Source organism: Gordonia sp. UCD-TK1, from assembly GCF_001691435.1.
Lineage (GTDB): Bacteria > Actinomycetota > Actinomycetes > Mycobacteriales > Mycobacteriaceae > Gordonia > Gordonia hongkongensis.
Genome location: NZ_LZMP01000035.1, coordinates 179,394 through 200,022 on the forward strand (window position 1 = coordinate 179,394; position 20,629 = coordinate 200,022).

Sequence of the window (20,629 nt, forward strand, 5' to 3'; positions counted from 1 at the left end):
CGGCCGTCGAGGCCTAGACGCTGCTCCGGGTACGCGTACGTGCGGTWCGGCGCTTGAGTGCGCGTCGCTCGTCCTCGCTCATGCCGCCCCACACTCCGGCATCCTGGCCGGACTCGAGGGCCCACGACAGGCAGTCGGCGGTGACGGGGCACCGCGCGCAGACGAGCTTCGCGTCGGCGACCTGTGCGATGGCCGGGCCGCTGGTCCCCACGGGGAAGAACAGTTCCGGATCCTCGTCGCGACAGATGGCCTTGTGACGCCAGTCCATTCCACTACTCCTTCGGGCGCGTTCGCACCACTCGATCGTCTTGCTGGTGATTGTCGGCTGTAACTCTCAGTTCACGCGGCGCACCAAATGTTTCCGCGTTGTTGCTTGTGAATACTTTCACGAATCGGGCCGAAGTCAATGGGTTTGCTTCACACGTGGGCAACATCACGTCGCCCGCCTAGCACTCCGGTCGCGGACTCCCGAAGGGGGGTCCGGGCACTTTGTCTCACGGCCTTGTTGTACCCTACGCGTCTCGCGGCGGTGCTGTCGACGACTTTCTGCAGGTCGGGACCCCGTCGCCGGTGAAAAACGCTCGTGACGTGGCCGGACGCCGAGGGTATTGTTCACCACATGCGCCGACGATGTTGATCCACACCGCCCCGGCGGCCCCACCGCAGGCTGACCGCCGCGGCGGTGGGCTCCGCCCTCCTCGAAGACCTCATCCCGCTCTACCCGCTGTACGCCGTCCTCTTCGCCGACCCCGGGATTCCGGGCGCCGGGCTCGGACCCGCCGAGATCTCGGCGCTGTTCGTCATCTGGTCGGTGTCGTCGGTGATCGTCGAGGTCCCCACCGGTGTGCTGGCCGACCGCGTGTCCCGACGGAAGCTGCTGGTCGCCGGTCCGCTGATCACCGCGTCGGGTTTCGCGCTGTGGACGGTGGCGCCGTCGTTCGTCGCCTTCGCCGCCGGATTCGTCCTGTGGGCCCTCGGTGGCGCGTTGCGGTCCGGCACGACACAGGCGCTGGTCTACGACGAGCTGAACCGGCTGGGGCGCTCGCAGGACTACGCCCGACTGACCGGGCTCATGCGGGCCTCCGGGGCCATCGGAGTGATCGGCGGCACCGCGGCGGCCGCACCGTTGTTCGCGTGGGGCGGTTACGACGCCGCGGGCGCCGCCAGCGTCGTCGCCTGCGTGTTGTGTTCGGTGATGTCGGCGATGCTGCCCGAGGGTCGAGAGGCCGCCGCCGATCCACCGGAACCCGAGGACGCGGACCCCGACCTCGGTTGGCGGGAGATCGTCCGCCACGGCTGGGGCTCGGTGCGGACGCAGCCGGTCGCACGGCGCATGTTGCTGCTGGGTGTGGCGCTGACCTGGGTCGCGGCGCTCGACGAGTATCTCCCGTTGCTGATCGCGTCGTTCGTGGTCGACGCCGCCGCCGAGCCCGATCCGGCGGCGGTTGCGCTGCTGATGATCGTGGTGTCGGCCGGTGACATCGGCGGCGCGCTCGCGGCGGGGCGGTTCCGGTCGGTCGACGCGATCGGGCCGGCGGTGGGGGTGGGTGCGGTCGTGCTCATCGGGTCGGCGCTGTGGGGGCACCCGGTGGGCGCCGCGGGCGTCGCGACGGCGTTCGGCATCCTGGGGTGGGCGCGCGTCGTGGCCGACGCCGAGCTGCAGGACCATCTGAGTTCGGCATCGCGGGCCACCGTCACCTCGCTGGCCGGGATGGGCGAGGAGGTGGTCGCGATCCTGGCCTTCGCCGGCTGGGCGCTGGGGTCGACATGGCTGGGTCCGGCCGGGCTCTTCGCGGCGGCGGCGCTGCCCTACGTCGTGATGTCGGCGGTGCTGATCGGCGGTGCGATGACCGTGAGGGCGTCACGGCGATGACGAAAACGTATGTCGCGGAACGCCCCGATGTAATCGCCGTCCATCTGGACGTCGATCGGGGCCTCCGCGCGGAAGCACACCTCGTCGACGTCGTCATCCCGAAAGAGGTGGCGTGCCTTCGGATCTGCCTGTGACAGGAGTCGCGTCGCCAGTGGGAGGTTACGGAACACGCCGGTGGAGGTCGCCACGAACACCCCCAGGCCGGTGTGGAAACCGGTGCCGGGGTTGGTGCGGATCTCACGCGGTCCCAGATAGGTCCACGGGCTGGTGTTGGACACGAAACCGTAACGCGCGCCGACGATCCGGTCCCGGCCGGGGATCTCGACGTCGAACGTGGCCGACGAACCGGACTGCTTCAGGAAGCTGGTGATCGTGGTCCACAGGTATCGGGCCGGCGTCGCGGTCTTGCCCGCGTGCCGCTTGTCCTCCATCGCATGGATGACGACCGCGTCCATGCCCATGCCCGTGTTGAACAGGAACCAGCGGTCGTCGGTGTGGCCGAGTCCGATCCGGCGACTGCGTCCCGCGTCGAGGAGGGTGATGATCTGCTGTGTCGCGAGCAGCGGGTCGGGATCGATCCCCAGCGTGCGCGCGAAGACGTTGGCGCTACCGCCGGGGATCACGGCCAGGGCGGGCCGCCGCCGGTCGGGATCGCTGCTCGACGGCGGGTCGAGCAGTCCGTTGGCGGCCTCGTTCACCGATCCGTCGCCGCCGTGCACGATGACGGTGTCGAAGTCCTCGGCCGCGGCGCGCGCGGCGAGCTCGAACGCATGCCCGCGGTGCGTGGTGAGTTCGACGTCGAGGTGGAAATGCGCGCTCAGGGTGTGCGCCAGCGCGTCGCGGCCGGCCGGACTGGTCGCGGTGGCGAACGGGTTGACGATGAGCATGACACGCACGACACCCGAGGATATGGGGTCGTCGCCGCCCGCGCGTAATCGCGCGGATGTGTACGGCGCCATCGCTCCGGTGCGCACACCCGCGGAGGTCCGCGCGAGAGGACCAAATATCCTGGGACGGTGAGCACCGAGAACGGCCGTCCGGAGTCCGACACCGATCCGTCGGTGACCCCGCGCCAGATCAAGATCGCGGGTGCGGTGACCACGCTGCAGGGGCTGGCCGGTGTTGCGGTCGCGGTGATCCTGGTCGTGCGCGGCCTGGCCGGGCACGAGGAGACCACCATCAGCGGTTACGGCACCGCGGCCTGGTTCGGCATCATCGGCGGGGGAGTGCTGGTCGGCGGTCTGGCGCTGCTCTCGGGGCGGCGGTGGGGACGCTCGATCGCCATGGTGGCGCAGATCCTGCTGCTGCCGGTGGCGTATTACCTGTTCACGAGCGGATGGCCGGTGTTCGGCGTGCCGCTGGCACTCGCGGCGCTCGCGGTCCTGGTGATGCTGTTCAGTCCGGCGTCCATGAGGTGGCTCGCCGACGAACTCGAACCCGAGCGCTGACATCCTCCTCCGGCCGGTTCTCCTCCGTCCGGGTACGCCGCGCGGCCGAGGTGGACTCTCATCCGACGATCCACGCCCGGGCGGTCGTACAGTAGGGCGCATGACGCGCATCCTCGCGATTGCCAATCAGAAGGGTGGGGTCGCCAAGACCACCACGGTGGAGTCCCTCGGTGCCGCCCTCGCCGATCTCGACGTCTCGGTCCTCGTCGTCGATCTCGACCCGCAAGGGTGTCTCACCTTCTCGCTCGGGCACGATCCCGATCAGCTCACCTCCTCGGTCCACGACGTGTTGCTCGGTGACGAGGAGATCGCCGATGTCCTGCTCGACACCGAGGACAAGGTCACCTTGCTGCCGGCGACCATCGACCTGGCCGGCGCCGAGGCGCTGCTGTTGATGCGCCCCGGGCGGGAGTATGCCCTCAAGCGTGCACTCGCGGAGGTGAGCGAGGACTTCGACGTCGTGATCGTCGACTGCCCGCCGTCGCTCGGCGTCCTCACGCTGAACGGTCTCACCGCGGCCGACGAGGTGATCGTGCCGCTGCAATGTGAGACGCTCGCCCATCGCGGCGTCGGACAGTTGTTGCGCACGGTCCGGGAGGTCCAGCAGATCACCAACCCGAACCTCACGATGTTGGGTGCGGTGGCCACCCTCTTCGACGCCCGGACCACGCACAGCCGCGACGTTCTCGCCGACGTCGCCGATCGGTACGACCTGCCGGTGCTCGACCCGCCCATCCCGCGCACAGTGCGTTTCGCCGAGGCCTCCGCATCCGGGACGTCGGTCATGCGGGGGCGAAAGAACAAGGGCGCGACGGCATATCGCGCGCTCGCCGAGAATCTGTGGAAGCACTGGGAGGCGGGCGCCGAGGTCGGCACCTTCGAGGTCTGAGTCGGGTCTGAGGTCCGGGGGGCCGTGGGGGTCAGCCCGGACCGAAGGCCTCGATCCGGGGTCCGTGCTGTTCGACGACGATGTCGCCGAGGACACGCAGACTCACCACGGGCGCGGCCGCTTCACTCCGGGTGAGCGGGATGGACCGGATCTCCCGGCCGGTCGCGACATCGCGGACGCTGATCCCGGTGGTACTCGGCAGCAGGAGCTGTCCCGCCATCATCTGGCCGGGTCCCAATGTGCCGGGGACCTGGTAGATCGGATTCAGCGTCTGGGCATTCAGGACGACGGTCGCCTTCCCGGTCCAGTAGGTGACGATCCCGTCGGAGGAGATCGGGACGCTGCCGGCGGGCGGCGTCGAGTCGCCTGCGACGGTGTTGGTCCCCGCCCCGTTCGCGTCGGTGTCGAACCGGCGGATCGCCGGCCCGCTCTCGGCGTCGAACGTGGGCGGTTCGGCCGGTGCGGCGCCACCGTCGTACACGGCGATCCCCGACGACGACATCGCGATGACCACGGGCGGCGGTCCGCTCACGTCGCCGGTGATGAGGGTCGACCCGTACTGTTCGACCTTCTCGTCGTCGCCGAGTACCGCGCCGAGGACCGTGAGCCGATACCCGGGGTCGTCGGCGCAGCGTTCGACGACGGCCACGCGATCTCCCGACACCACCGACGAGAACAGCTCGCAGTCGACGCGATCGGGCGCGTCCTCCGGTCGGACCGGCGCCTCGACCCGGCCGTATTCGATTCCGCGAACGAGATTGGAACCCCAGGTCTCCATCCGGCGGGGGCCCTGCGCGACGACGTACCCCGAGTCGGTCGCGAGCCGGACCTCCGGGTCGGCGTCGCTGGTGCGGGCGCCCTTCCGGCTGCCGGTGCCCGCATCGAGAGCGGTCACCTCCGAGCAGCCGCGGCTGTTGCGGTACACGGCCAGCGCCAGATCGGCGCTCCCGGTCCAGGCGGTACCGACCGCACACAGGTCGAGATCGCGGCTGTACGACCAGAGTTCGCGTCCGGTGGCCGGGTCGTGCCCGACCACCCGTCCGCCGTTCCCGGTGACGACGGCGGAGGTGCCGATCGCGGGGGCGCGGGTGGCGTCGGAGTCGGCCCGCCAGCGCGCGACGAAACTCGCGGGCACGGACTGTGCCGGCTGCACCGCGGCGGGTTCGGCCGCGGCCGGCACGCTCACGGTGTGGCGAACCGGGCTGAGGGCCCAGGCGGTGACGCACAGGGCCGCGACGACGACCACGATGGCCGCGGTGACCGCGAGATCGATCGGGCGGCGCCGTTCGGGCCTGACTCGTGCCACGCGGGTCAGCCGGTGGTCAGTCGGCGACAGCTGCTGTGGACTCCGACGCGCCGGCGTCGGACGCGGCGGTCTGCTCGCCGGCGGGCTTGCGGTTGGCGCCACCCCGACGGCGACGACGGCGACGCGGCTTCGCGGTGCCGTCACCGGCGGAGGTGTCGCTGCCGGACTCGGTCGTCGTGGTCTCGGTTGTCGTGGTCTCGGCGGCCGATTCGGTGGACGTCCCATTGGCGTCCGTCTGCCCGCCCCGGGTGCGACGGCGAGTGCGGGTCGAGCGCTTGCGCGGCTCGCGGTCCGCGCGCGTCTCCCGCGTCTCGTCGGGGTCGCGCGGCGGCTTGGCGGCGGCGATCCGCCCCGTCTTCGACTCGTCGATCGACAGGTCCGACCGGAGGTGTTCCGACGTCGAGTAGGTCTCCGGCGGATCGGGGATACCGAGACTCAGCGCCTTGTCGATGAGCTCCCAGCGGTGCAGCTCATCCCAGTCGACGAGGGTCACCGCGATGCCTGTGCGCCCGGCGCGACCGGTACGGCCGATGCGGTGCACGTAGGTCTTGTCGTCTTCGGGGCACTGGTAGTTGATGACATGGGTGACGTCGTCGATGTCGATGCCGCGGGCGGCCACGTCGGTGGCGACCAGCACATCGATGGTGCCGTCGCGGAACCGCTTGAGCGCCTTCTCGCGGGCGACCTGGCCGAGATCGCCGTGGACCGCGCCGACCTTGAAGCCGCGCTCGGCGAGGTCGTCGGCGACCTTCTGCGCGGTGCGCTTGGTGCGGGTGAAGATCATCGTGGCGCCGCGACCCTCGGCCTGCAGGATGCGGGCGACGAGTTCGGCCTTGTCCAGCGCGTGCGCCCGGTAGGCGTACTGCTTGGTGCGGTCGTGGACCGCGGAGTCGTTGGCGTTCTCGGCCCGGATGTGGGTCGGCCGGTTCAGGAACGTGCGGGCCAGGGTGACGATCGGACCGGGCATGGTCGCCGAGAACAGCATCGTCTGACGAGGCGTCGGCAATGCGGACATGATGCGCTCGATGTCGGGCAGGAAGCCGAGGTCGAGCATCTCGTCGGCCTCGTCGAGGACCAGGATCGACACCTTGCCGAGGACGAGGTGGCCCTGCTGGGCGAGGTCGAGGAGCCGGCCCGGGGTGCCGACCACGACGTCGACGCCGGACTGCAGCTCGGCGATCTGCGACTCGTACGGACGGCCACCATAGATCGAAGTGACCTTCAGGGGACGCTTCGTGCCATCGGCCAGGGTGACCTCGAGCGACGGCGCCGCCACCTGGAGATCGCCGGTCACCTGCACGCACAGCTCGCGCGTGGGCACGATGATCAGCGCGCGGGGCGTGGTGTCCAGCGGACGGACCCCGGACTCCTCGGCATGGGCGAGCCGGTGCAGCAGCGGGATGCCGAAACCGAAGGTCTTGCCCATGCCGGTGCGGGCCTGGCCGATGAGGTCGTGGCCTTCGAGCGCCAGCGGCAGGGTCAGTTCCTGGATCGCGAAGGTGTGGGTCTTGCCGTCTGCGGCGAGGGCCGAGACGATACGGTCGTCGACGCCGAGCTCGGCGAAGGTGGGGGCGGTGTGGGTGTCGTCGACGATGGTCGTCTGCACGGCGGAATCGCTCATGTGCGGTTGTGTGCCTTTCTGGGCCGGTCTGCGCGCGATGTGTTTCGGTGCGCGCACGGAGAAGGCTCGAAAGTGCACGCGCATATGTCGTAGTGGCACCGGGGATGTGACCGGGTATCGCGAGGAACTCGCAGTTCGGCGAGCAACGCCGTCGTCACATCCACACGCTCGCGCCGGCGAGCACGCGCTCGACGCGCAGCTCAGCGGGCAAGCGACGGGGGGTCCCGTCGGAGTGCACCGCCGTCGAGTGTACTTGGTGCCCCGCGGCGGCCCGCTACCATCACCTCATGGCGCCTGCATCCGACCCGTCCGAGTCGACCCCGTCACCTGCGACGTCCACCTCGGTGGCGTCGGCCGAGATGCGGGATTCGGCGATCGGGAAGCTGTTCGCCGTGCTGCTCGCCGGCGAGTTCGCCGCGTTCCACCGGCTCATCGAGGAGTCGGCGATGGCGCCGGATGTGCCCAGCCGCATCGCGATCGCCCGGATGGCGGCCTCCGAGGTCGGCCACTTCGACCGGCTCGCCGAGCGGGTGGAGGCGATGACCGGCCTCGGCGCCGCGGAAGCCGTCGAGCGCTACCGTTCGGTGTTCGATCAGTATCACCGCGCGACGACGCCGAAGACCTGGTACGAGGCGCTGGTCAAGGCGTATGTCGGCGACGGACTCGCGGCCGACTTCTACGCCGAGCTCTCCGACATGCTGCCGCCGGACTCGCAGGCCGTGATGGCCGAGGTGATGTCGGAAACCGCCAACTCCCAGTTCGCCCGTGACCAGGTCCGGGCGGCCGTCGAGGCCGACCCGTCGATCAAATCGGCCCTGGTGCTGTGGGGCCGCCGGCTACTCGGCGAGGCCATCACCCATGCGCAGTGGGTTCTCGCCGCCGAGGAAGAGGTCACCGATCTGCTCTTCGCCGGGGCCAGTTCGCTGACCGGCGTCGCCGGGTTCTTCGACGTCGTCGCCGGCAAACACGCCGAGCGGATGGCCGACCTCGGCCTCGCCTGACCCGGACCTGACCACGGCGGTCTCGGCCGACGGTGTTTCGCTCTGAGCGGAGTGGCTGTCCCGCCGTACCCCGGCTGCACTAGCCTTGTGCGGCAAGCGTTGACAGACACGAGGAGGGCGGCACATGGCCGTGGAAGTGAAGATCGGCATCACCGACAGCCCGCGGGAGCTGACCATCGCGTCGACCCTGACCAGCGACAAGGCCTTCGCCGAGGTCGAGGCGGCACTGGGTGGCAAGCAGCAGCTGTTGTCCCTCGTGGACGACAAGGGCGCCCGCTACCTCATCCCGGTCACCAAGATCGCCTATGTCGAGGTGGGCGCGTCGGAGAACCGCCGCGTCGGATTCGGTTCCTGACCGGCCGCACAACCAGATCGACGAGAAGGGGCCTGTACGCCGGATGGCGTGCAGGCCCCTTCTCGTGCCGCAAGTGGTTCAGGCGGTGCCGTTGACAGTCGGCCCGCTCGGCTCGCTCCCGGCGCCGGTCGCATCCGGCTGCGCGTCGGCCACACTCGGCTCGACAACCGGCTGCGCGTCAGCCGACGCCGTCTGTCGCGGGAAGTGCGACAGGCCGCCCCAGAGGAGGGCGACCGTGGTGTCCACGGCGGTCTGCTTGTCGACCGGGCGCTTGGCCTCGAGCCAGTAGCGGGCGTTCACCTGGCTGGCGCCGACGAGCCCCGACGCGAGCATCCGCGAACGGTACGGATCGAGACCGGAATCGTGCATGACCAGGCCGTACACGGCGTCGACGCACGCCTCGGTCGCGCCTTCCACCCGGCGGATGACGGCGGGATCGGAGGCGTCGGAGGAGAAGAYCAACCGGTAGCCCGAGTTGTCCTGGTCGATGAAGTCGAAGAAGGCCTGGACCGCGGCACGGACGCGCTTGCGGTTGTCGGTGGTCGTCCGCAGGGCGGTGTTGACGTCGCTGACCAGCTTCTCGGCGTGGCTGTCCACGACCGCGATGTACAGGTCGAGCTTCGACGGGAAGTGTTGATACAGAACGGGTTTGCTCACTCCCGCGTGCACCGCGATCTCATCCATGCCGGCCGCGTGGTAGCCGCGTTCGACGAAGATCTCACTGGCCGCGTCGAGCAACTGCATACGTCGTGCGCTGCGCGGCAGGCGAGTGCTGCGGCCGGGCACGGCGGACGCGTTGGTTGCGGTCGACATGCCCAAGAGAGTACTCGGCGGAGCTTCCTGCGCAGTATCGGTGGTCTGCTGTGAGAAAGTTGACCGGTGAGCCGCACAGAGGACGGTGGCCCCGGGTCCGAGCGTGGCCGGGTGCGTGCCAAGGATGTCGGCCCGAGATCGTCGGGACGCCCCAGACCGGACCAGCCGCTACGAGCGCGCTGGGACCCGACCGACGACAGCGGACGTCCCCGCGTCGACCGCGATGCCCAGCCGGAATACAAGAAGCAGTCGGCGCTCGGGCGGTTCGTCTCGACCTATGGGTGGCGTGCCTATGCGATCCCGGTGCTCACGATCCTGACGATCGCGCTGATCGTCGTCACCATCCGGGACGGCCGGACCGATGCGCTCGAGCCGGCGGCGGCCGCCAGCCCCGACTCCGCCGCGCGCAACACCGACATCAGCAAGGAGACCCGCCCGATCGGTGCCCCCACCGGCGACATCCAGGCGGCCGCGCTGCCCGCCGGGACGCTGCCCCAGGGCGGCCCGTTCACCGACCGGGCCCGCAAGACGTTCCGGGTCCTGCGCGGCGGCGGTCCGCCCGTCGGCACCGGCGGGCAGGTGTACACCTACACGGTGGAGGTGGAGAACGGCCTCAACCCGCAGGACTACGGCGGTGACCCGACCTTCGCGAAGATGGTGGACACGACGCTGGCCAACCCGCGCAGCTGGATCGGCGACGGCCGCGTGTCCTTCCGCCGTGTCGATCGCGGCGAACCCGACCTCCGCATCTCGCTCACCTCGACCGGCACCACCCGCGAGTTGTGCGGCTACCAGATCCGCCTGGAGACCTCGTGCTATTACCCGCCGCAGGCGCGGGTCACGCTGAACGAAGCCCGATGGGTGCGCGGTGCGCTGTCCTATCAGGGTGACGACGTCGCCTACCGGCAGTACCTCATCAACCACGAGGTCGGTCACGGCATCGGCTACGAGGCGCACGAGGCGTGCCGGGAGGACGGCGCGCTCGCGCCGATCATGATGCAGCAGTCCTTCGGCGTCGCGAACTCCGAGATCATGGCTCTCGACCCGCAGATGAAGGCCAACCGGACCTTCGTGTGCCGTCCCAATCCCTGGCCGTTCCCCACCCGCTGACCGGGAATGCCGCCGCGGACTCATCCGTTGTGCCGGGGGTACGTAGTCAGCCCGAACAATGGAGGCGTTCGTGTCATCGCAAGGGTCGCCCACAGGGTCGCTGCCGCCGCTGGTGGAACCGGCCGCGGAACTGAGCAACGAAGAGGTGGCCCGCTACAGCCGTCACCTGATCATCCCGGACGTGGGGATGGACGGTCAGAAGCGTCTGAAGAACGCCAAGGTGCTGGTGATCGGCGCCGGCGGACTGGGTTCGCCGACACTGCTGTACCTCGCTGCGGCGGGCGTCGGGACGATCGGCATCGTCGAGTTCGACATCGTCGACGAATCCAACCTGCAGCGCCAGGTCATCCACGGCCAGTCCGACATCGGCCGGCCCAAGGCCGAGAGCGCGCGGGACTCCATCCTGGAGATCAACCCCTTCGTCACCGTCAACCTGCATGACCAGCGGCTCGAGCCCGAGGGTGCGATCGAACTGTTCTCGCAGTACGACCTCATCCTCGACGGCACCGACAACTTCGCGACCCGGTACCTGGTCAACGACGCCGCGGTCCTCGCGCACAAGCCCTACGTGTGGGGGTCGATCTACCGCTTCGAGGGTCAGGCATCGGTCTTCTGGGAGGACGCCCCCGACGGCCGCGGTCTCAACTACCGCGACCTCTACCCGCAGGCGCCGCCGCCCGGGATGGTGCCGTCGTGCGCCGAAGGCGGTGTACTCGGCATCCTCTGCGCCTCGATCGGATCGATCATGGGCACCGAGGCCATCAAGCTGATCTGTGGGATCGGCGAGCCCCTCCTCGGTCGTCTCATGGTGTACGACGCCCTCGACATGACCTACCGGACCATCAAGATCCGCAAGGATCCGGAGGGTGAGCGGATCGCCGGTCTCATCGACTACGACGACTTCTGCGGTGTCGTCTCCTCGGAGGCGTCCGACGCCGCCGCGGGGTCGACGCTGACCGCCGTCGAACTCAAGCAGAAGATCGACGCGGGCGAGAAGCTGGCGATCATCGACGTCCGGGAGCCCGTCGAATGGGACATCGTCCGCATCGACGGCGCGACCCTCATCCCGAAGGGCGACATCCTCTCCGGCGAGGGTCTCGCCAAGGTGCCGCAGGACCGGCCCACCGTGCTCTACTGCAAGACCGGCATCCGGTCCGCCGAGGCGCTCGCTGCGCTGAAGCGAGCCGGTTTCGCCGACGCCACGCACCTGCAGGGCGGCGTGACCGCGTGGGCGAACCAGGTCGACAAGACGTTGCCGGTCTACTGAGCCCGGTCATCGATCCGCACGTCGGTGCGGGTGGTTGCCGCGTGCCTTCCGGAAACGGACTACCGCGCTCGGTAATCTGGCCGACGTGAACACCGTCGAGCCGCCCGGACACGTGTTGAACACGTTCGGGCTCACCGCCCACCCGCCCATCGCGATGGGGGAATCGTGGGTCGGCGGGTGGCGTGTCGGCGAAGTCGTGCTCTCACTGGTTCCCGACCACGCGCGCGCCGCGTGGTCGGCGTCGGTGCGCGAATCCCTGTTCGTGGAGGGGATGCGCATCGCGCGTCCGTTCCGCGCCACCGACGGCCGGTATGTGGTGTCGGGCTGGCGGGCCGACACCTACATCGCCGGGACGCCCGAACCGCGGCACGACGAGGTCGTCCTGGTCGCCGACCGGCTGCACGAGGCGACCGCCTCGCTCGAACGGCCCCGGTTCCTGCTGCAGCCGCCTGCTCCGCCGCACACCGACGTCGACGTGTTCACCGCGGCCGATCGTGCCGCCTGGGAGGACGTCCCGCTGCGCTCGGCCCGGGCCGCCGGTATGGCCGAGCCGACCGCACCCGACGGTGTGCAGAGCGTCGACATGCTGAAAACCCTTGCGAAGCTTCGTAAGCCGGTGGACCTGCCGTCTCAGGTCGTGCACGGTGACCTCTTCGGCACGGTGCTGTTCGCCGGTGCCGCGGCCCCGGGGATCACCGACATCGTCCCGTACTGGCGGCCCGCCCCGTGGGCGGCGGCGGTCGCGGTGGTCGACGCCCTGGCGTGGGGTGGTGCCGACACCGAACTCATCCAGCGATGGTCGGATCAGCCCGAGTGGCCGCAGATGATGCTGCGGGCGACGATGTTCCGGTTGGCAGTCCACGCGCTGCACCCGCGGTCGACCTCGGGCGCACTGCCCGGGTTGCAGCGAGTCGTCGAACATGTACGTTTACTCGTATAACCGCAGCTCACAGCCCTGACTGACCGCTGACAGGGTTCTCACAACGCCCGCGTGACGGAGTGAGGACAACGTGACGATGCGGTCACCTCGCGGAAAATCCGCGCAACACGCCCCCTTCACACTTGGTCTCGAGTCGCACGACACCGGTGTCGGCGTCTTCCACGACAGCCACCACTGCACGCAGCCCTGTGCACGGCAGTGACACCACGTAGACCAGCAACCATCGGAGGCGGAGCCTTGGCATTCGCAGATCTCAGAGCACAACTGACACGGGACCACACGATCACCGACTGGGACCCGGAGGACCGGGTCGCCTGGGACAACGGCAATGCCGCGATCGCCAAGCGCAATCTGATCTGGTCGGTCATCTGTGAGCATGTCGGATTCTCGATCTGGTCCCTGTTCTCGGTGATGGCCCTGTTCATGGGCCCTGAGTACGGCATCAGCATGGACCAGAAGTTCGTCATCGCCGCCACCGCGACGCTGGTCGGTTCTTGCCTGCGTATCCCGTACACGCAGGCCACCGCCAAGTTCGGCGGCCGCAACTGGGCGATCTTCTCCGCCGTCGTGCTGCTCATCCCGACCGGGCTGACGATGATGCTGATGATGAACCCGGGCGAGTTCGGGTTCGGCTGGTTCCTCGCCGTCGCGGCCATCACCGGTTTCGGTGGCGGCAACTTCGCGTCGTCGATGACCAACATCAACGCGTTCTACCCGCAACGGCTGAAGGGCTGGGCGCTCGGACTCAACGCCGGCGGCGGCAACATCGGCGTGCCGGTCGTGCAGGTCATCGGTCTGCTGGTCATCTGGCTCGCCGCCGACCAACCCGAGATCGTGTGCGCCATCTACCTCGTCGCCCTGGCCGTCGCCGGTATCGGTGCCGCCCTCTACATGGACAACCTGGACCACCAGACGGCCAGCGGCCGGGCGATGCTCGACTGCCTCAAGTACCGCGACACGTGGCTGATCTGCCTGCTCTACATCGGTACGTTCGGTTCCTTCATCGGCTTCGGGTTCGCGTTCGGCCAGGTCCTCAACATCAGCTTCACCGAGGCCGGAGTCGCGAAGCCGGCGCTGGCAGCAGCGCAGATCGTCTGGATCGGTCCGCTGCTGGGGTCGGTCATCCGTCCTTACGGCGGAAAACTGGCCGATCGCGTCGGCGGCGGCAAGGTGACGCTGTACACCTTCATCGCGATGGTCTTCTCCGCGGCGATCCTCGTGGTCGCCGGCACGATCGCCGACAACAACGGCAAGACGATCACCGGCGCCACGTTGACGGCCTTCATCATCGGCTTCATCCTGCTGTTCCTGCTCTCGGGCCTGGCCAACGGGTCGGTCTACAAGATCATCCCGACCATCTGGGAGCACAAGGCGCAGGCGCAGAGCGGACTGAATTCGCTCGGGAAGACGAAGTGGTCGCGGAGCATGTCCGGCGCGCTCATCGGGATCGCCGGTGCCGCAGGCGGTCTCGGCGGTGTGGGTATCAACCTGGTGCTGCGCGCCAGCTACCAGTCCAACAAGTCGGCGACGATGGCCTTCTGGGTGTTCATGCTCTTCTACGTCCTGGCAGCGGTCGTGACCTGGTGGTTCTACGCCCGGCGCCCGATCGTCATCGCGGAGACCACCGATCTCGCGGTCACCGGTGCCCATGACGAAACGGCACCGACTGTCGACGGGACCGCATCGACCGGTGCTGCCGCCGAGGGCACCGACAAGCAGGCAACCAAGGAAGCGCTGGCCTGATCCTCACGGGACCGGCGAGGCAAGGGAGCAAAGAGCAGTGAACAGCGAAACCGCAACGCGCACAACCAAGACAGTTGTGGTGGTGGGCCATGGCATGGTCGGTCACCGCTTCGTCCAGGCGCTCCGCGAGCGTGACGCGACCGACCTGTGGCGTATCGAGATCGTCAGCGAGGAGATCGACCCGGCCTACGACCGGGTGGGGCTGTCCTCGTATGTCGGTGCCTGGCTTCGGGATTCTCTCGCACTCGAGGGGAACACGTACGCCGGGGACGATCGGGTCGTCACGCATCTGGGCGAGACCGTCACCGGCATCGATCGAGACGCCCGCCGGGTCGTCACCTCGAGCGGTCGCGAGATCGACTACGACGCAGTCGTTCTGGCCACCGGTTCCTACGCTTTCGTCCCGCCGGTTCCCGGCCACGACAACGACCGGTGCTTCGTCTACCGCACCCTCGACGACCTCGACGACATCCGGGCCGCGGCCGAGGCCGCCGGTCCGGGTGCGACGGGTGTGGTCGTCGGCGGCGGCCTGCTCGGACTCGAGGCCGCCAACGCACTCAAGCTCATGGGGATGACCCCGCACGTGGTGGAGTTCGCCCCGCGTCTGATGCCGATGCAGGTCGACGAGGGTGGCGGCGCGATCCTGAAGAACCTGGTGACCGAGCTCGGACTCGAGGTCCACACCGGGGTCGGGACGTCGGAGATCGCCGACGCCGAGGACGGCGGCCTGCGGGTCACGCTGTCCGACGAGTCGACGATCGACGCCTCGCTCGTGGTGTTCTCCGCCGGCGTCCGACCGCGCGATCAGCTCGCTCGGGACGCGGGACTGGCCGTCGGCGAGCGCGGCGGCGTGCTCGTCGACGCCGGTTGTGGAACCGACGACGAGAACGTCTACGCCATCGGCGAGGTCGCCGCCGTCGAAGGCCGCTGCTACGGCCTCGTCGCCCCCGGTTACTCGACCGCCGAGATGGTCGCCGACCGTCTGCTCGGCGGGACGTCGGAGTTCCCCGGTGCCGACCTGTCCACGAAGCTGAAGCTCCTCGGCGTCGACGTGGCCAGCTTCGGGGATGCGTTCGGCACCACTGAGAACGCGCTGGAGATCACCTACCACGACGCGGTCGCCGGCCGGTACGCGAAGATCGTCGTCAGCGACGACGCGAAGACGCTGCTCGGCGGAATCCTGGTCGGCGACGCATCGGCCTACGCGATGCTCAAGCCGATGGTCGGCCGGGAGATCCCGGGCGACCCGGCGGCCCTCATCGCACCCGAGGGCGGCGCTGCGGTGGGTATGGACGCACTGCCCGACGACGCGGAGATCTGCTCGTGCAACGGCGTCTCGAAGGGTGCCATCTGCTCGGCGATCGCCGACGGCGCGTGCGACATCGCCGCGGTCAAGGGCTGCACCTCGGCCGGCACCACCTGCGGTGGCTGCCTGCCCAGCATCAAGCAACTGCTCGCCGCGTCCGGGGTCGAACTGAGCAAGTCGCTGTGCGACCACTTCACCCAGTCGCGCGCCGAGCTGTTCGAGATCGTCGCGGTGACCGGTATCCGCACGTTCTCCGAACTCGTCGACCGGTACGGCAGCGGGCAGGGTTGCGAGATCTGCAAGCCGACGGTCGCGTCGATCCTCGCGTCGACCTCCAGCGACCACATCCTCGAGGGCGAGCAGGCCGCGCTGCAGGACACCAACGACCACTTCCTGGCGAACATGCAGAAGAACGGCTCGTACTCGGTCGTGCCGCGGATGCCCGGTGGCGAGGTCACGCCCGAGCAGCTGATCGTGATCGGTGAGATCGCGCGCGACTTCGGGCTGTACACCAAGGTGACCGGTGGGCAGCGGATCGACCTGTTCGGTGCGCGCGTCGATCAGTTGCCCGAGATCTGGCGGCGCCTCGTCGACGCCGGGATGGAGTCGGGGCAGGCGTACGGCAAGAGCCTGCGGACGGTGAAGAGTTGCGTCGGTTCGACGTGGTGCCGGTACGGCGTGCAGGACTCGGTCGGCATGGCCGTGCTCCTGGAGAAGCGGTACCGCGGACTGCGCTCACCCCACAAGATCAAGTTCGGGGTCTCGGGATGTGCCCGCGAGTGCGCCGAGGCGAGGGGCAAGGACGTCGGCGTCATCGCCACCGAGCACGGCTGGAACCTCTACGTCGGCGGCAACGGCGGCCAGAGCCCGAAGCATGCGGTGCTGCTCGCCAGCGGAGTGGATGACGAGACCCTCGTCGCCTACATTGATCGGTACCTCATGTTCTACATCCGAACCGCCGATCGACTGCAGCGCACGGCGCCGTGGCTGGAGTCGCTCGAAGGTGGTCTCGACCATCTGAAGGACGTGGTGTGTGAGGACAGCCTGGGGCTCGCCGCCGAACTCGAGGAGGCGATGGCCCGCCACGTCGGCGGTTACCAGGACGAGTGGGCCGCGGTGCTCGCGGACGAGGACAAGCTGAAGCGGTTCGTCTCGTTCGTGAATGCGCCCGATGTCGTCGACCCGACGATCCGGTTCTCCGAGTACGAGCGCAAGGCGCCGGTGCTGCTCGACATGCCGGCGGTCCGTCCGGGTGCGACCGCTCCGTCGGGCCCCGATGGAGTGAGCGAGCGACCGGTGAGAGAAGGAGTGCCCACATGACCATCGCGCCAGGGGAGGCCGACACCATGTCCGCAGAGACGACACCCACCGGCGCCGCCACGGAGTGTGAGGGGAGCTGGGTGCGCGCTTGTTTGATCGACGACCTGATCGTCGGTCGCGGCGTCGCCGTGCTGGGTCCCGAGGGTGTGCAGGCCGCGCTGTTCCGTCTGCCCGCCGCCGAGTCCGATCGCGAGGCGGCGCCCGGGCGCTCCCGCCTGTACGCGATCGGCAACATCGATCCGTTCGGTCGCGCCGCGGTCCTCTCCCGGGGACTCACCGGCGACCGCGGGGGCGAACCCACCGTCGCCTCGCCGCTGGGTAAACAGGTCTTCGCGCTGCGCACCGGGATCTGCCTGGACGACGAGACGGTGTCGGTCCCCAGCTACGGTGTGCGGGTGGTCAACCGCATCGTCGAGGTGTTCTTCCCGGCGTGAACACCATGACCCCCGCCGGTGCAGACCCTGCCGGCGCAACCTCACCGGACCCCGACCCGTTGCCGCTCGCCGGTTTCACGATCGGGATCACCGCCGCGCGTCGCGCCGAGGAGTTCGCGGTACTGCTGGAACGACGCGGTGCCGAGGTGATGCAGGCCCCGACCATCCGCATCCTGCCGCTGGTCGACGACACCGAACTCGAGCGGGTGACCGAGGAACTCATCGCCCACCCGCCCGAGGTGATGGTCGCCACGACCGGTATCGGCTTCCGCGGGTGGGTCGAGGCCGCCGACGGGTGGGGTAACGCCGAGGCCGTCCTACGGGCGCTGTCCGATAGCCGGCTGATCGCACGCGGCCCGAAGGCCAAGGGCGCGATCCGGGCGGCGGGGCTGCGCGAGGAGTGGTCGCCGGAGAGCGAGTCCTCCTCGGAGGTCCTCGACCGGCTGCTGGAAGAGGGCGTCGACGGCGTCCGGATCGCGGTGCAGTTGCACGGTGCCACCAGCGAGTGGGAACCGCTGCCGGACTTCTGCACGGTGCTGCGCGCCGCCGGTGCCGAGGTGGTGGCGATCCCGGTGTACCGCTGGCACATGCACCCCGACGTGGCGCGCATCGACAAGATGATCGGCGCGGTGCTCCGCGGCGATCTCGACGCGATCACCTTCACCAGCGCTCCGGCGGCGGCGTCGATCCTGACCCGTGCCAAAGAACTCGGCAAGCTGCAGCAGTTCATCCACGCACTGCGGACCGCGGTACCGGTCATGTGCGTGGGCTCGGTGACCGCCAGTCCGCTGGAGGCGCTGCAGATCCCGACGATCTACCCGCGCCGGTTCCGTCTCGGCGCGCTCGCGCGCCTGATCACCGACGAACTGCCGCGGCGGAGCCACCTGCTGCGGGTCGCCGGGCACGACACCGCCATCCGCGGCCAGGCGGTCGTGGTCGACGGTGAGCTCCGGGAGATGTCGGCGACGAGTCTGCTCCTGCTCAAACTGTTGGCCCGCAACCCCGGTCGCGTGGTCTCGCGGCAGGAGTTGCTCGCCGGTCTGCCCGGCGACAGCTCCGACACCCATGCGGTCGAGGTCGCCGTCGCGCGACTCCGTGCCGCACTGGGGGATTCGAAGATGGTACAAACCGTCGTCAAGCGTGGTTACCGGCTCGCGGTCGACCTCGAGTACGACGCCGAAGACGAGTGAGAAGGAAGCGAGAACACATGCACGACAACCATGTACGGCTTCCGCACGGTGACCGGTTGCAGGGGTACAGCCCCGTCCTGGTCGCGCACGGGACCCGCAACCCGCACGGGGTCAACGTGATCGCAGAGATCGCCGAGGCCGTCAGCGCCCGCATCGGGCTCACCCGCACCGCATTCGTCGACGTCCTCGGACCGACGCCGAGCGAGGTCATCGCCGACCTGGAACGTCCGGCGGTGCTGGTGCCCGCGTTCCTCGCCTCGGGCTACCACGTCCGCAAGGACCTGCCCGAACACGTCGCGGCCGCCGGCCGGGCGGACACCGTCGTCACCCGGGCGCTGGGTCCCGATCCGGCCATCGCCTCGGTCGCCCGACTCCGGCTGGCCGAAGCGGGCTGGGAACCGGGCGACGCGGTCGTGCTCGCCGCCGCCGGGTCGTCGGACGAGAGTGCCTGCGGGCAGGTTCATCTGGCCGCCCGGCAGCTGGAATCGCTGATCGGCGGACGGGTCGAGGTCGGGTTCATCACGACCGCGACCCCCACTGTGCCCGAGGCGGTCGAGCGGGCCCGGCGCACGGGACGGCGGGTCGTGATCGCCAGCCACCTCCTCGCCCCGGGCCTGTTCCATCAGCGCCTGAGCACCTACGGCGCGGACGCGGTCGCCGCACCCCTGGGGCCGGACCCCAGGATCGTCGACCTGATCGTCACGCGGATGCGTGCGGCCATCAGTCCGTACCGACGTGTGCCGGTCCCGCGCCACGTCTGAGCTGCCCCGCAAACCCACCCTTTTTCGGCATATCCAGCACCCTCCAAGGGGGTGGGTATGCCGARAAMRGGTGGGTTTGCGGGTCGGTCACGTGGCGGGGTCCCACCGGCACTCGCGCAGTCGGATTCGCCCGTCGGTGACCGGAACACCCTCCGCCCGCAGCCGTTCCAGCTGACGAGTCGCGAGATGCGGCGCCGGCCGGCCGCCGGCGGGCACCACACGGTGCCAGGGCAGGTCGGCCGAATCGGTCCGCATGATCCAGCCGACGATCCGCGGGCTCGACAACCCGGCCGCGGCGGCCAGGTCGCCGTAAGTGCTCACCTGGCCGGCCGGAATGGCCGACACGAGTGCGCGGACCTGTTCGACCTGCTCCTCGGTGATGGCTGCCATCGTCGCCTCGACAGATGTCGTCGCTACAGCAGCGATCGGACCAGCGCGGCCGCGAGCCCGGGCTCGAGGAACGGCACCATGTGGCCGCAGTCGGCATGGTGGACGGTGACCTCGTCGCTGCGCTCGCTCGCGCACGCATCGAGGAAGGCCGGCCGCACGAACGGGGGCTGGACCTGGTCGGCGACCACCACGTGGGTGGGCACACCTGGCGGCGGAAGCACTGCGGGCCTTGCCATCTCGCTCCACGACGCCGCTGCGGCGGGTGCGCTCACCCGCCAGCCGACCCGGCCGCGCGGCCGGGGGACGAGGTGTTCGGCGAGTTCGGCCTCCATGAGCTGGTCGGGAACGGCGGCCCAGCCCTCCGCACGTTTCGCGGCGCGGGCGGTGTCGGCATCCGCGTAGTCCCAGTTGTCGAGACTGTCGGTGGCCACGTCGAGCGCGAATTCGGGGTCGAGGCCCTGCGCGGGGTCGAGCAGCACCAGCCCCTTCACCGCATCCGGGCGGCGGTTGGCCAGGTGCAACGCCAGCGCGCCACCGAACGAGTGACCCACGACGACCACCGGATGCTCATCGGCGGGGATGTGTTCGTCGATCACCGCGGACAACGCCCGCACCTGGTGCTCGATGCTCCATGGCGGTCGCCACGGGGACCGGCCGTGACCGATCAGATCCGGCGCGACGAGGCGCACGCCGGGGAGGTGATCGGTCAGCGCTGCCCAGCGGCGGCCGTGCCCGGTGAGTCCGTGGATCGCGAGAACCGCAGGACCGCTGCCGAAGACATGCGTGTTGAGAGCTGTCACCCGTCCATCCTGCCGTACGCCGCGCGGCGGACTCTGACACAGGTCGCGGGGACACAGGTCGC

Annotated in this window: 20 protein-coding genes; 13 read left to right on the plus strand and 7 right to left on the minus strand. The window is 69.4% G+C overall.

Annotation, left to right across the window (positions count from 1 at the left end):
• Positions 1-13: 13 nt before the first annotated feature.
• Positions 14-268, minus strand: a complete 255-nt coding sequence (locus tag A9310_RS18570) for a WhiB family transcriptional regulator (protein ID WP_004023450.1) — start codon at positions 266-268, stop codon at positions 14-16.
• A gap of 414 nt (positions 269-682) precedes the next feature.
• Here A9310_RS18570 and A9310_RS18575 point away from each other — a divergent pair, with 414 nt between their 5' ends.
• Positions 683-1,873 (plus strand): MFS transporter, encoded by a 1,191-nt coding sequence (locus A9310_RS18575; RefSeq protein ID WP_065631873.1) that lies wholly within the window; start codon positions 683-685, stop codon positions 1,871-1,873.
• Here A9310_RS18575 and A9310_RS18580 read toward each other — a convergent pair.
• A complete protein-coding gene (locus tag A9310_RS18580) occupies positions 1,810-2,760 on the minus strand; it encodes a diacylglycerol kinase family protein (protein ID WP_175401173.1) in 951 nt (316 codons plus the stop codon). The two genes, A9310_RS18575 and A9310_RS18580, sit on opposite strands and share 64 nt — an antisense overlap.
• A 129-nt stretch (positions 2,761-2,889) precedes the next feature.
• Here A9310_RS18580 and A9310_RS18585 point away from each other — a divergent pair, with 129 nt between their 5' ends.
• Positions 2,890-3,321, plus strand: a complete 432-nt coding sequence (locus tag A9310_RS18585; protein WP_055475551.1) for a hypothetical protein — start codon at positions 2,890-2,892, stop codon at positions 3,319-3,321.
• A 100-nt stretch (positions 3,322-3,421) separates the two neighbouring features.
• Positions 3,422-4,210 carry a ParA family protein gene (locus A9310_RS18590; RefSeq protein ID WP_055475550.1) on the plus strand — a complete coding sequence of 263 codons (789 nt, stop codon included), beginning with the start codon at positions 3,422-3,424 and terminating at the stop codon, positions 4,208-4,210.
• 31 nt (positions 4,211-4,241) lie between these two features.
• Here A9310_RS18590 and A9310_RS18595 read toward each other — a convergent pair whose 3' ends face one another.
• Positions 4,242-5,516: a hypothetical protein gene (locus tag A9310_RS18595; RefSeq protein ID WP_065631874.1), complete on the minus strand. Its 1,275-nt coding sequence runs from the start codon at positions 5,514-5,516 to the stop codon at positions 4,242-4,244.
• Positions 5,517-5,532: 16 nt separating this feature from the next.
• On the minus strand, positions 5,533-7,137 hold the full coding sequence (locus A9310_RS18600; RefSeq protein ID WP_065631904.1) for a DEAD/DEAH box helicase: 1,605 nt from the start codon (positions 7,135-7,137) through the stop codon (positions 5,533-5,535).
• A gap of 287 nt (positions 7,138-7,424) precedes the next feature.
• On the opposite strand from A9310_RS18600, the gene A9310_RS18605 reads away from it, so the two are divergent.
• Entirely contained in the window at positions 7,425-8,138 is a 714-nt protein-coding gene (locus A9310_RS18605; RefSeq protein WP_083207443.1) for a ferritin-like fold-containing protein, read from the plus strand.
• A gap of 124 nt (positions 8,139-8,262) precedes the next feature.
• The gene (locus A9310_RS18610) at positions 8,263-8,493 is read left to right on the plus strand and encodes a DUF3107 domain-containing protein (protein ID WP_004023442.1); all 231 of its coding nucleotides are present in this window, start codon (positions 8,263-8,265) and stop codon (positions 8,491-8,493) included.
• Between the two features lie 78 nt (positions 8,494-8,571).
• Here A9310_RS18610 and A9310_RS18615 read toward each other — a convergent pair whose 3' ends face one another.
• Positions 8,572-9,306: a TetR/AcrR family transcriptional regulator gene (locus tag A9310_RS18615; RefSeq protein ID WP_065631875.1), complete on the minus strand. Its 735-nt coding sequence runs from the start codon at positions 9,304-9,306 to the stop codon at positions 8,572-8,574.
• A 66-nt stretch (positions 9,307-9,372) separates the two neighbouring features.
• Between A9310_RS18615 and A9310_RS18620 the strand changes: the two genes are divergently transcribed.
• From A9310_RS18620 to A9310_RS18655, 8 genes are all read left to right on the plus strand, one after another.
• Complete coding sequence (locus A9310_RS18620; protein ID WP_055475547.1) at positions 9,373-10,416, plus strand: DUF3152 domain-containing protein; 1,044 nt, start codon at positions 9,373-9,375, stop codon at positions 10,414-10,416.
• Positions 10,417-10,474: 58 nt separating this feature from the next.
• Positions 10,475-11,683: an adenylyltransferase/sulfurtransferase MoeZ gene (gene moeZ, locus A9310_RS18625; protein WP_055475546.1), complete on the plus strand. Its 1,209-nt coding sequence runs from the start codon at positions 10,475-10,477 to the stop codon at positions 11,681-11,683.
• A gap of 85 nt (positions 11,684-11,768) precedes the next feature.
• Positions 11,769-12,623: a TIGR02569 family protein gene (locus tag A9310_RS18630; protein ID WP_055475607.1), complete on the plus strand. Its 855-nt coding sequence runs from the start codon at positions 11,769-11,771 to the stop codon at positions 12,621-12,623.
• A 237-nt stretch (positions 12,624-12,860) separates the two neighbouring features.
• Positions 12,861-14,366, plus strand: a complete 1,506-nt coding sequence (locus tag A9310_RS18635; RefSeq protein WP_055475545.1) for a NarK/NasA family nitrate transporter — start codon at positions 12,861-12,863, stop codon at positions 14,364-14,366.
• Between the two features lie 37 nt (positions 14,367-14,403).
• Entirely contained in the window at positions 14,404-16,992 is a 2,589-nt protein-coding gene (gene nirB, locus A9310_RS18640) for a nitrite reductase large subunit NirB (RefSeq protein ID WP_083207444.1), read from the plus strand.
• A 26-nt stretch (positions 16,993-17,018) separates the two neighbouring features.
• Entirely contained in the window at positions 17,019-17,426 is a 408-nt protein-coding gene (locus tag A9310_RS18645; RefSeq protein ID WP_175401174.1) for a nitrite reductase (NAD(P)H) small subunit family protein, read from the plus strand.
• A 5-nt stretch (positions 17,427-17,431) separates the two neighbouring features.
• Positions 17,432-18,616 (plus strand): uroporphyrinogen-III synthase, encoded by a 1,185-nt coding sequence (locus A9310_RS18650; RefSeq protein ID WP_055475606.1) that lies wholly within the window; start codon positions 17,432-17,434, stop codon positions 18,614-18,616.
• A 17-nt stretch (positions 18,617-18,633) separates the two neighbouring features.
• Positions 18,634-19,377, plus strand: a complete 744-nt coding sequence (locus A9310_RS18655) for a sirohydrochlorin chelatase (RefSeq protein ID WP_055475542.1) — start codon at positions 18,634-18,636, stop codon at positions 19,375-19,377.
• 87 nt (positions 19,378-19,464) lie between these two features.
• Here the strand turns inward: A9310_RS18655 and A9310_RS18660 are convergent, their stop codons facing one another.
• Both A9310_RS18660 and A9310_RS18665 read right to left on the minus strand, forming a co-directional pair.
• Positions 19,465-19,767 carry an MGMT family protein gene (locus A9310_RS18660; protein ID WP_055475541.1) on the minus strand — a complete coding sequence of 101 codons (303 nt, stop codon included), beginning with the start codon at positions 19,765-19,767 and terminating at the stop codon, positions 19,465-19,467.
• Between the two features lie 23 nt (positions 19,768-19,790).
• Entirely contained in the window at positions 19,791-20,567 is a 777-nt protein-coding gene (locus A9310_RS18665) for an alpha/beta fold hydrolase (protein ID WP_065631877.1), read from the minus strand.
• Positions 20,568-20,629: the final 62 nt, after the last annotated feature.

Excerpts from the sequence above, each read along its gene's own strand:
- moeZ (WP_055475546.1), top strand. The coding sequence starts at position 10,475 with ATGGAGGCGTTCGTGTCATCGCAAGGGTCGCCCACAGGGTCGCTGCCG.
- A9310_RS18650 (WP_055475606.1), top strand. The coding sequence starts at position 17,432 with ATGACCCCCGCCGGTGCAGACCCTGCCGGCGCAACCTCACCGGACCCC.
- A9310_RS18660 (WP_055475541.1), bottom strand. The coding sequence starts at position 19,767 with ATGGCAGCCATCACCGAGGAGCAGGTCGAACAGGTCCGCGCACTCGTG.
- A9310_RS18645 (WP_175401174.1), top strand. The coding sequence starts at position 17,019 with ATGTCCGCAGAGACGACACCCACCGGCGCCGCCACGGAGTGTGAGGGG.
- A9310_RS18580 (WP_175401173.1), bottom strand. The coding sequence starts at position 2,760 with ATGCTCATCGTCAACCCGTTCGCCACCGCGACCAGTCCGGCCGGCCGC.
- A9310_RS18590 (WP_055475550.1), top strand. The coding sequence starts at position 3,422 with ATGACGCGCATCCTCGCGATTGCCAATCAGAAGGGTGGGGTCGCCAAG.
- A9310_RS18610 (WP_004023442.1), top strand. The coding sequence starts at position 8,263 with ATGGCCGTGGAAGTGAAGATCGGCATCACCGACAGCCCGCGGGAGCTG.
- A9310_RS18605 (WP_083207443.1), top strand. The coding sequence starts at position 7,425 with ATGGCGCCTGCATCCGACCCGTCCGAGTCGACCCCGTCACCTGCGACG.
- A9310_RS18600 (WP_065631904.1), bottom strand. The coding sequence starts at position 7,137 with ATGAGCGATTCCGCCGTGCAGACGACCATCGTCGACGACACCCACACC.
- A9310_RS18655 (WP_055475542.1), top strand. The coding sequence starts at position 18,634 with ATGCACGACAACCATGTACGGCTTCCGCACGGTGACCGGTTGCAGGGG.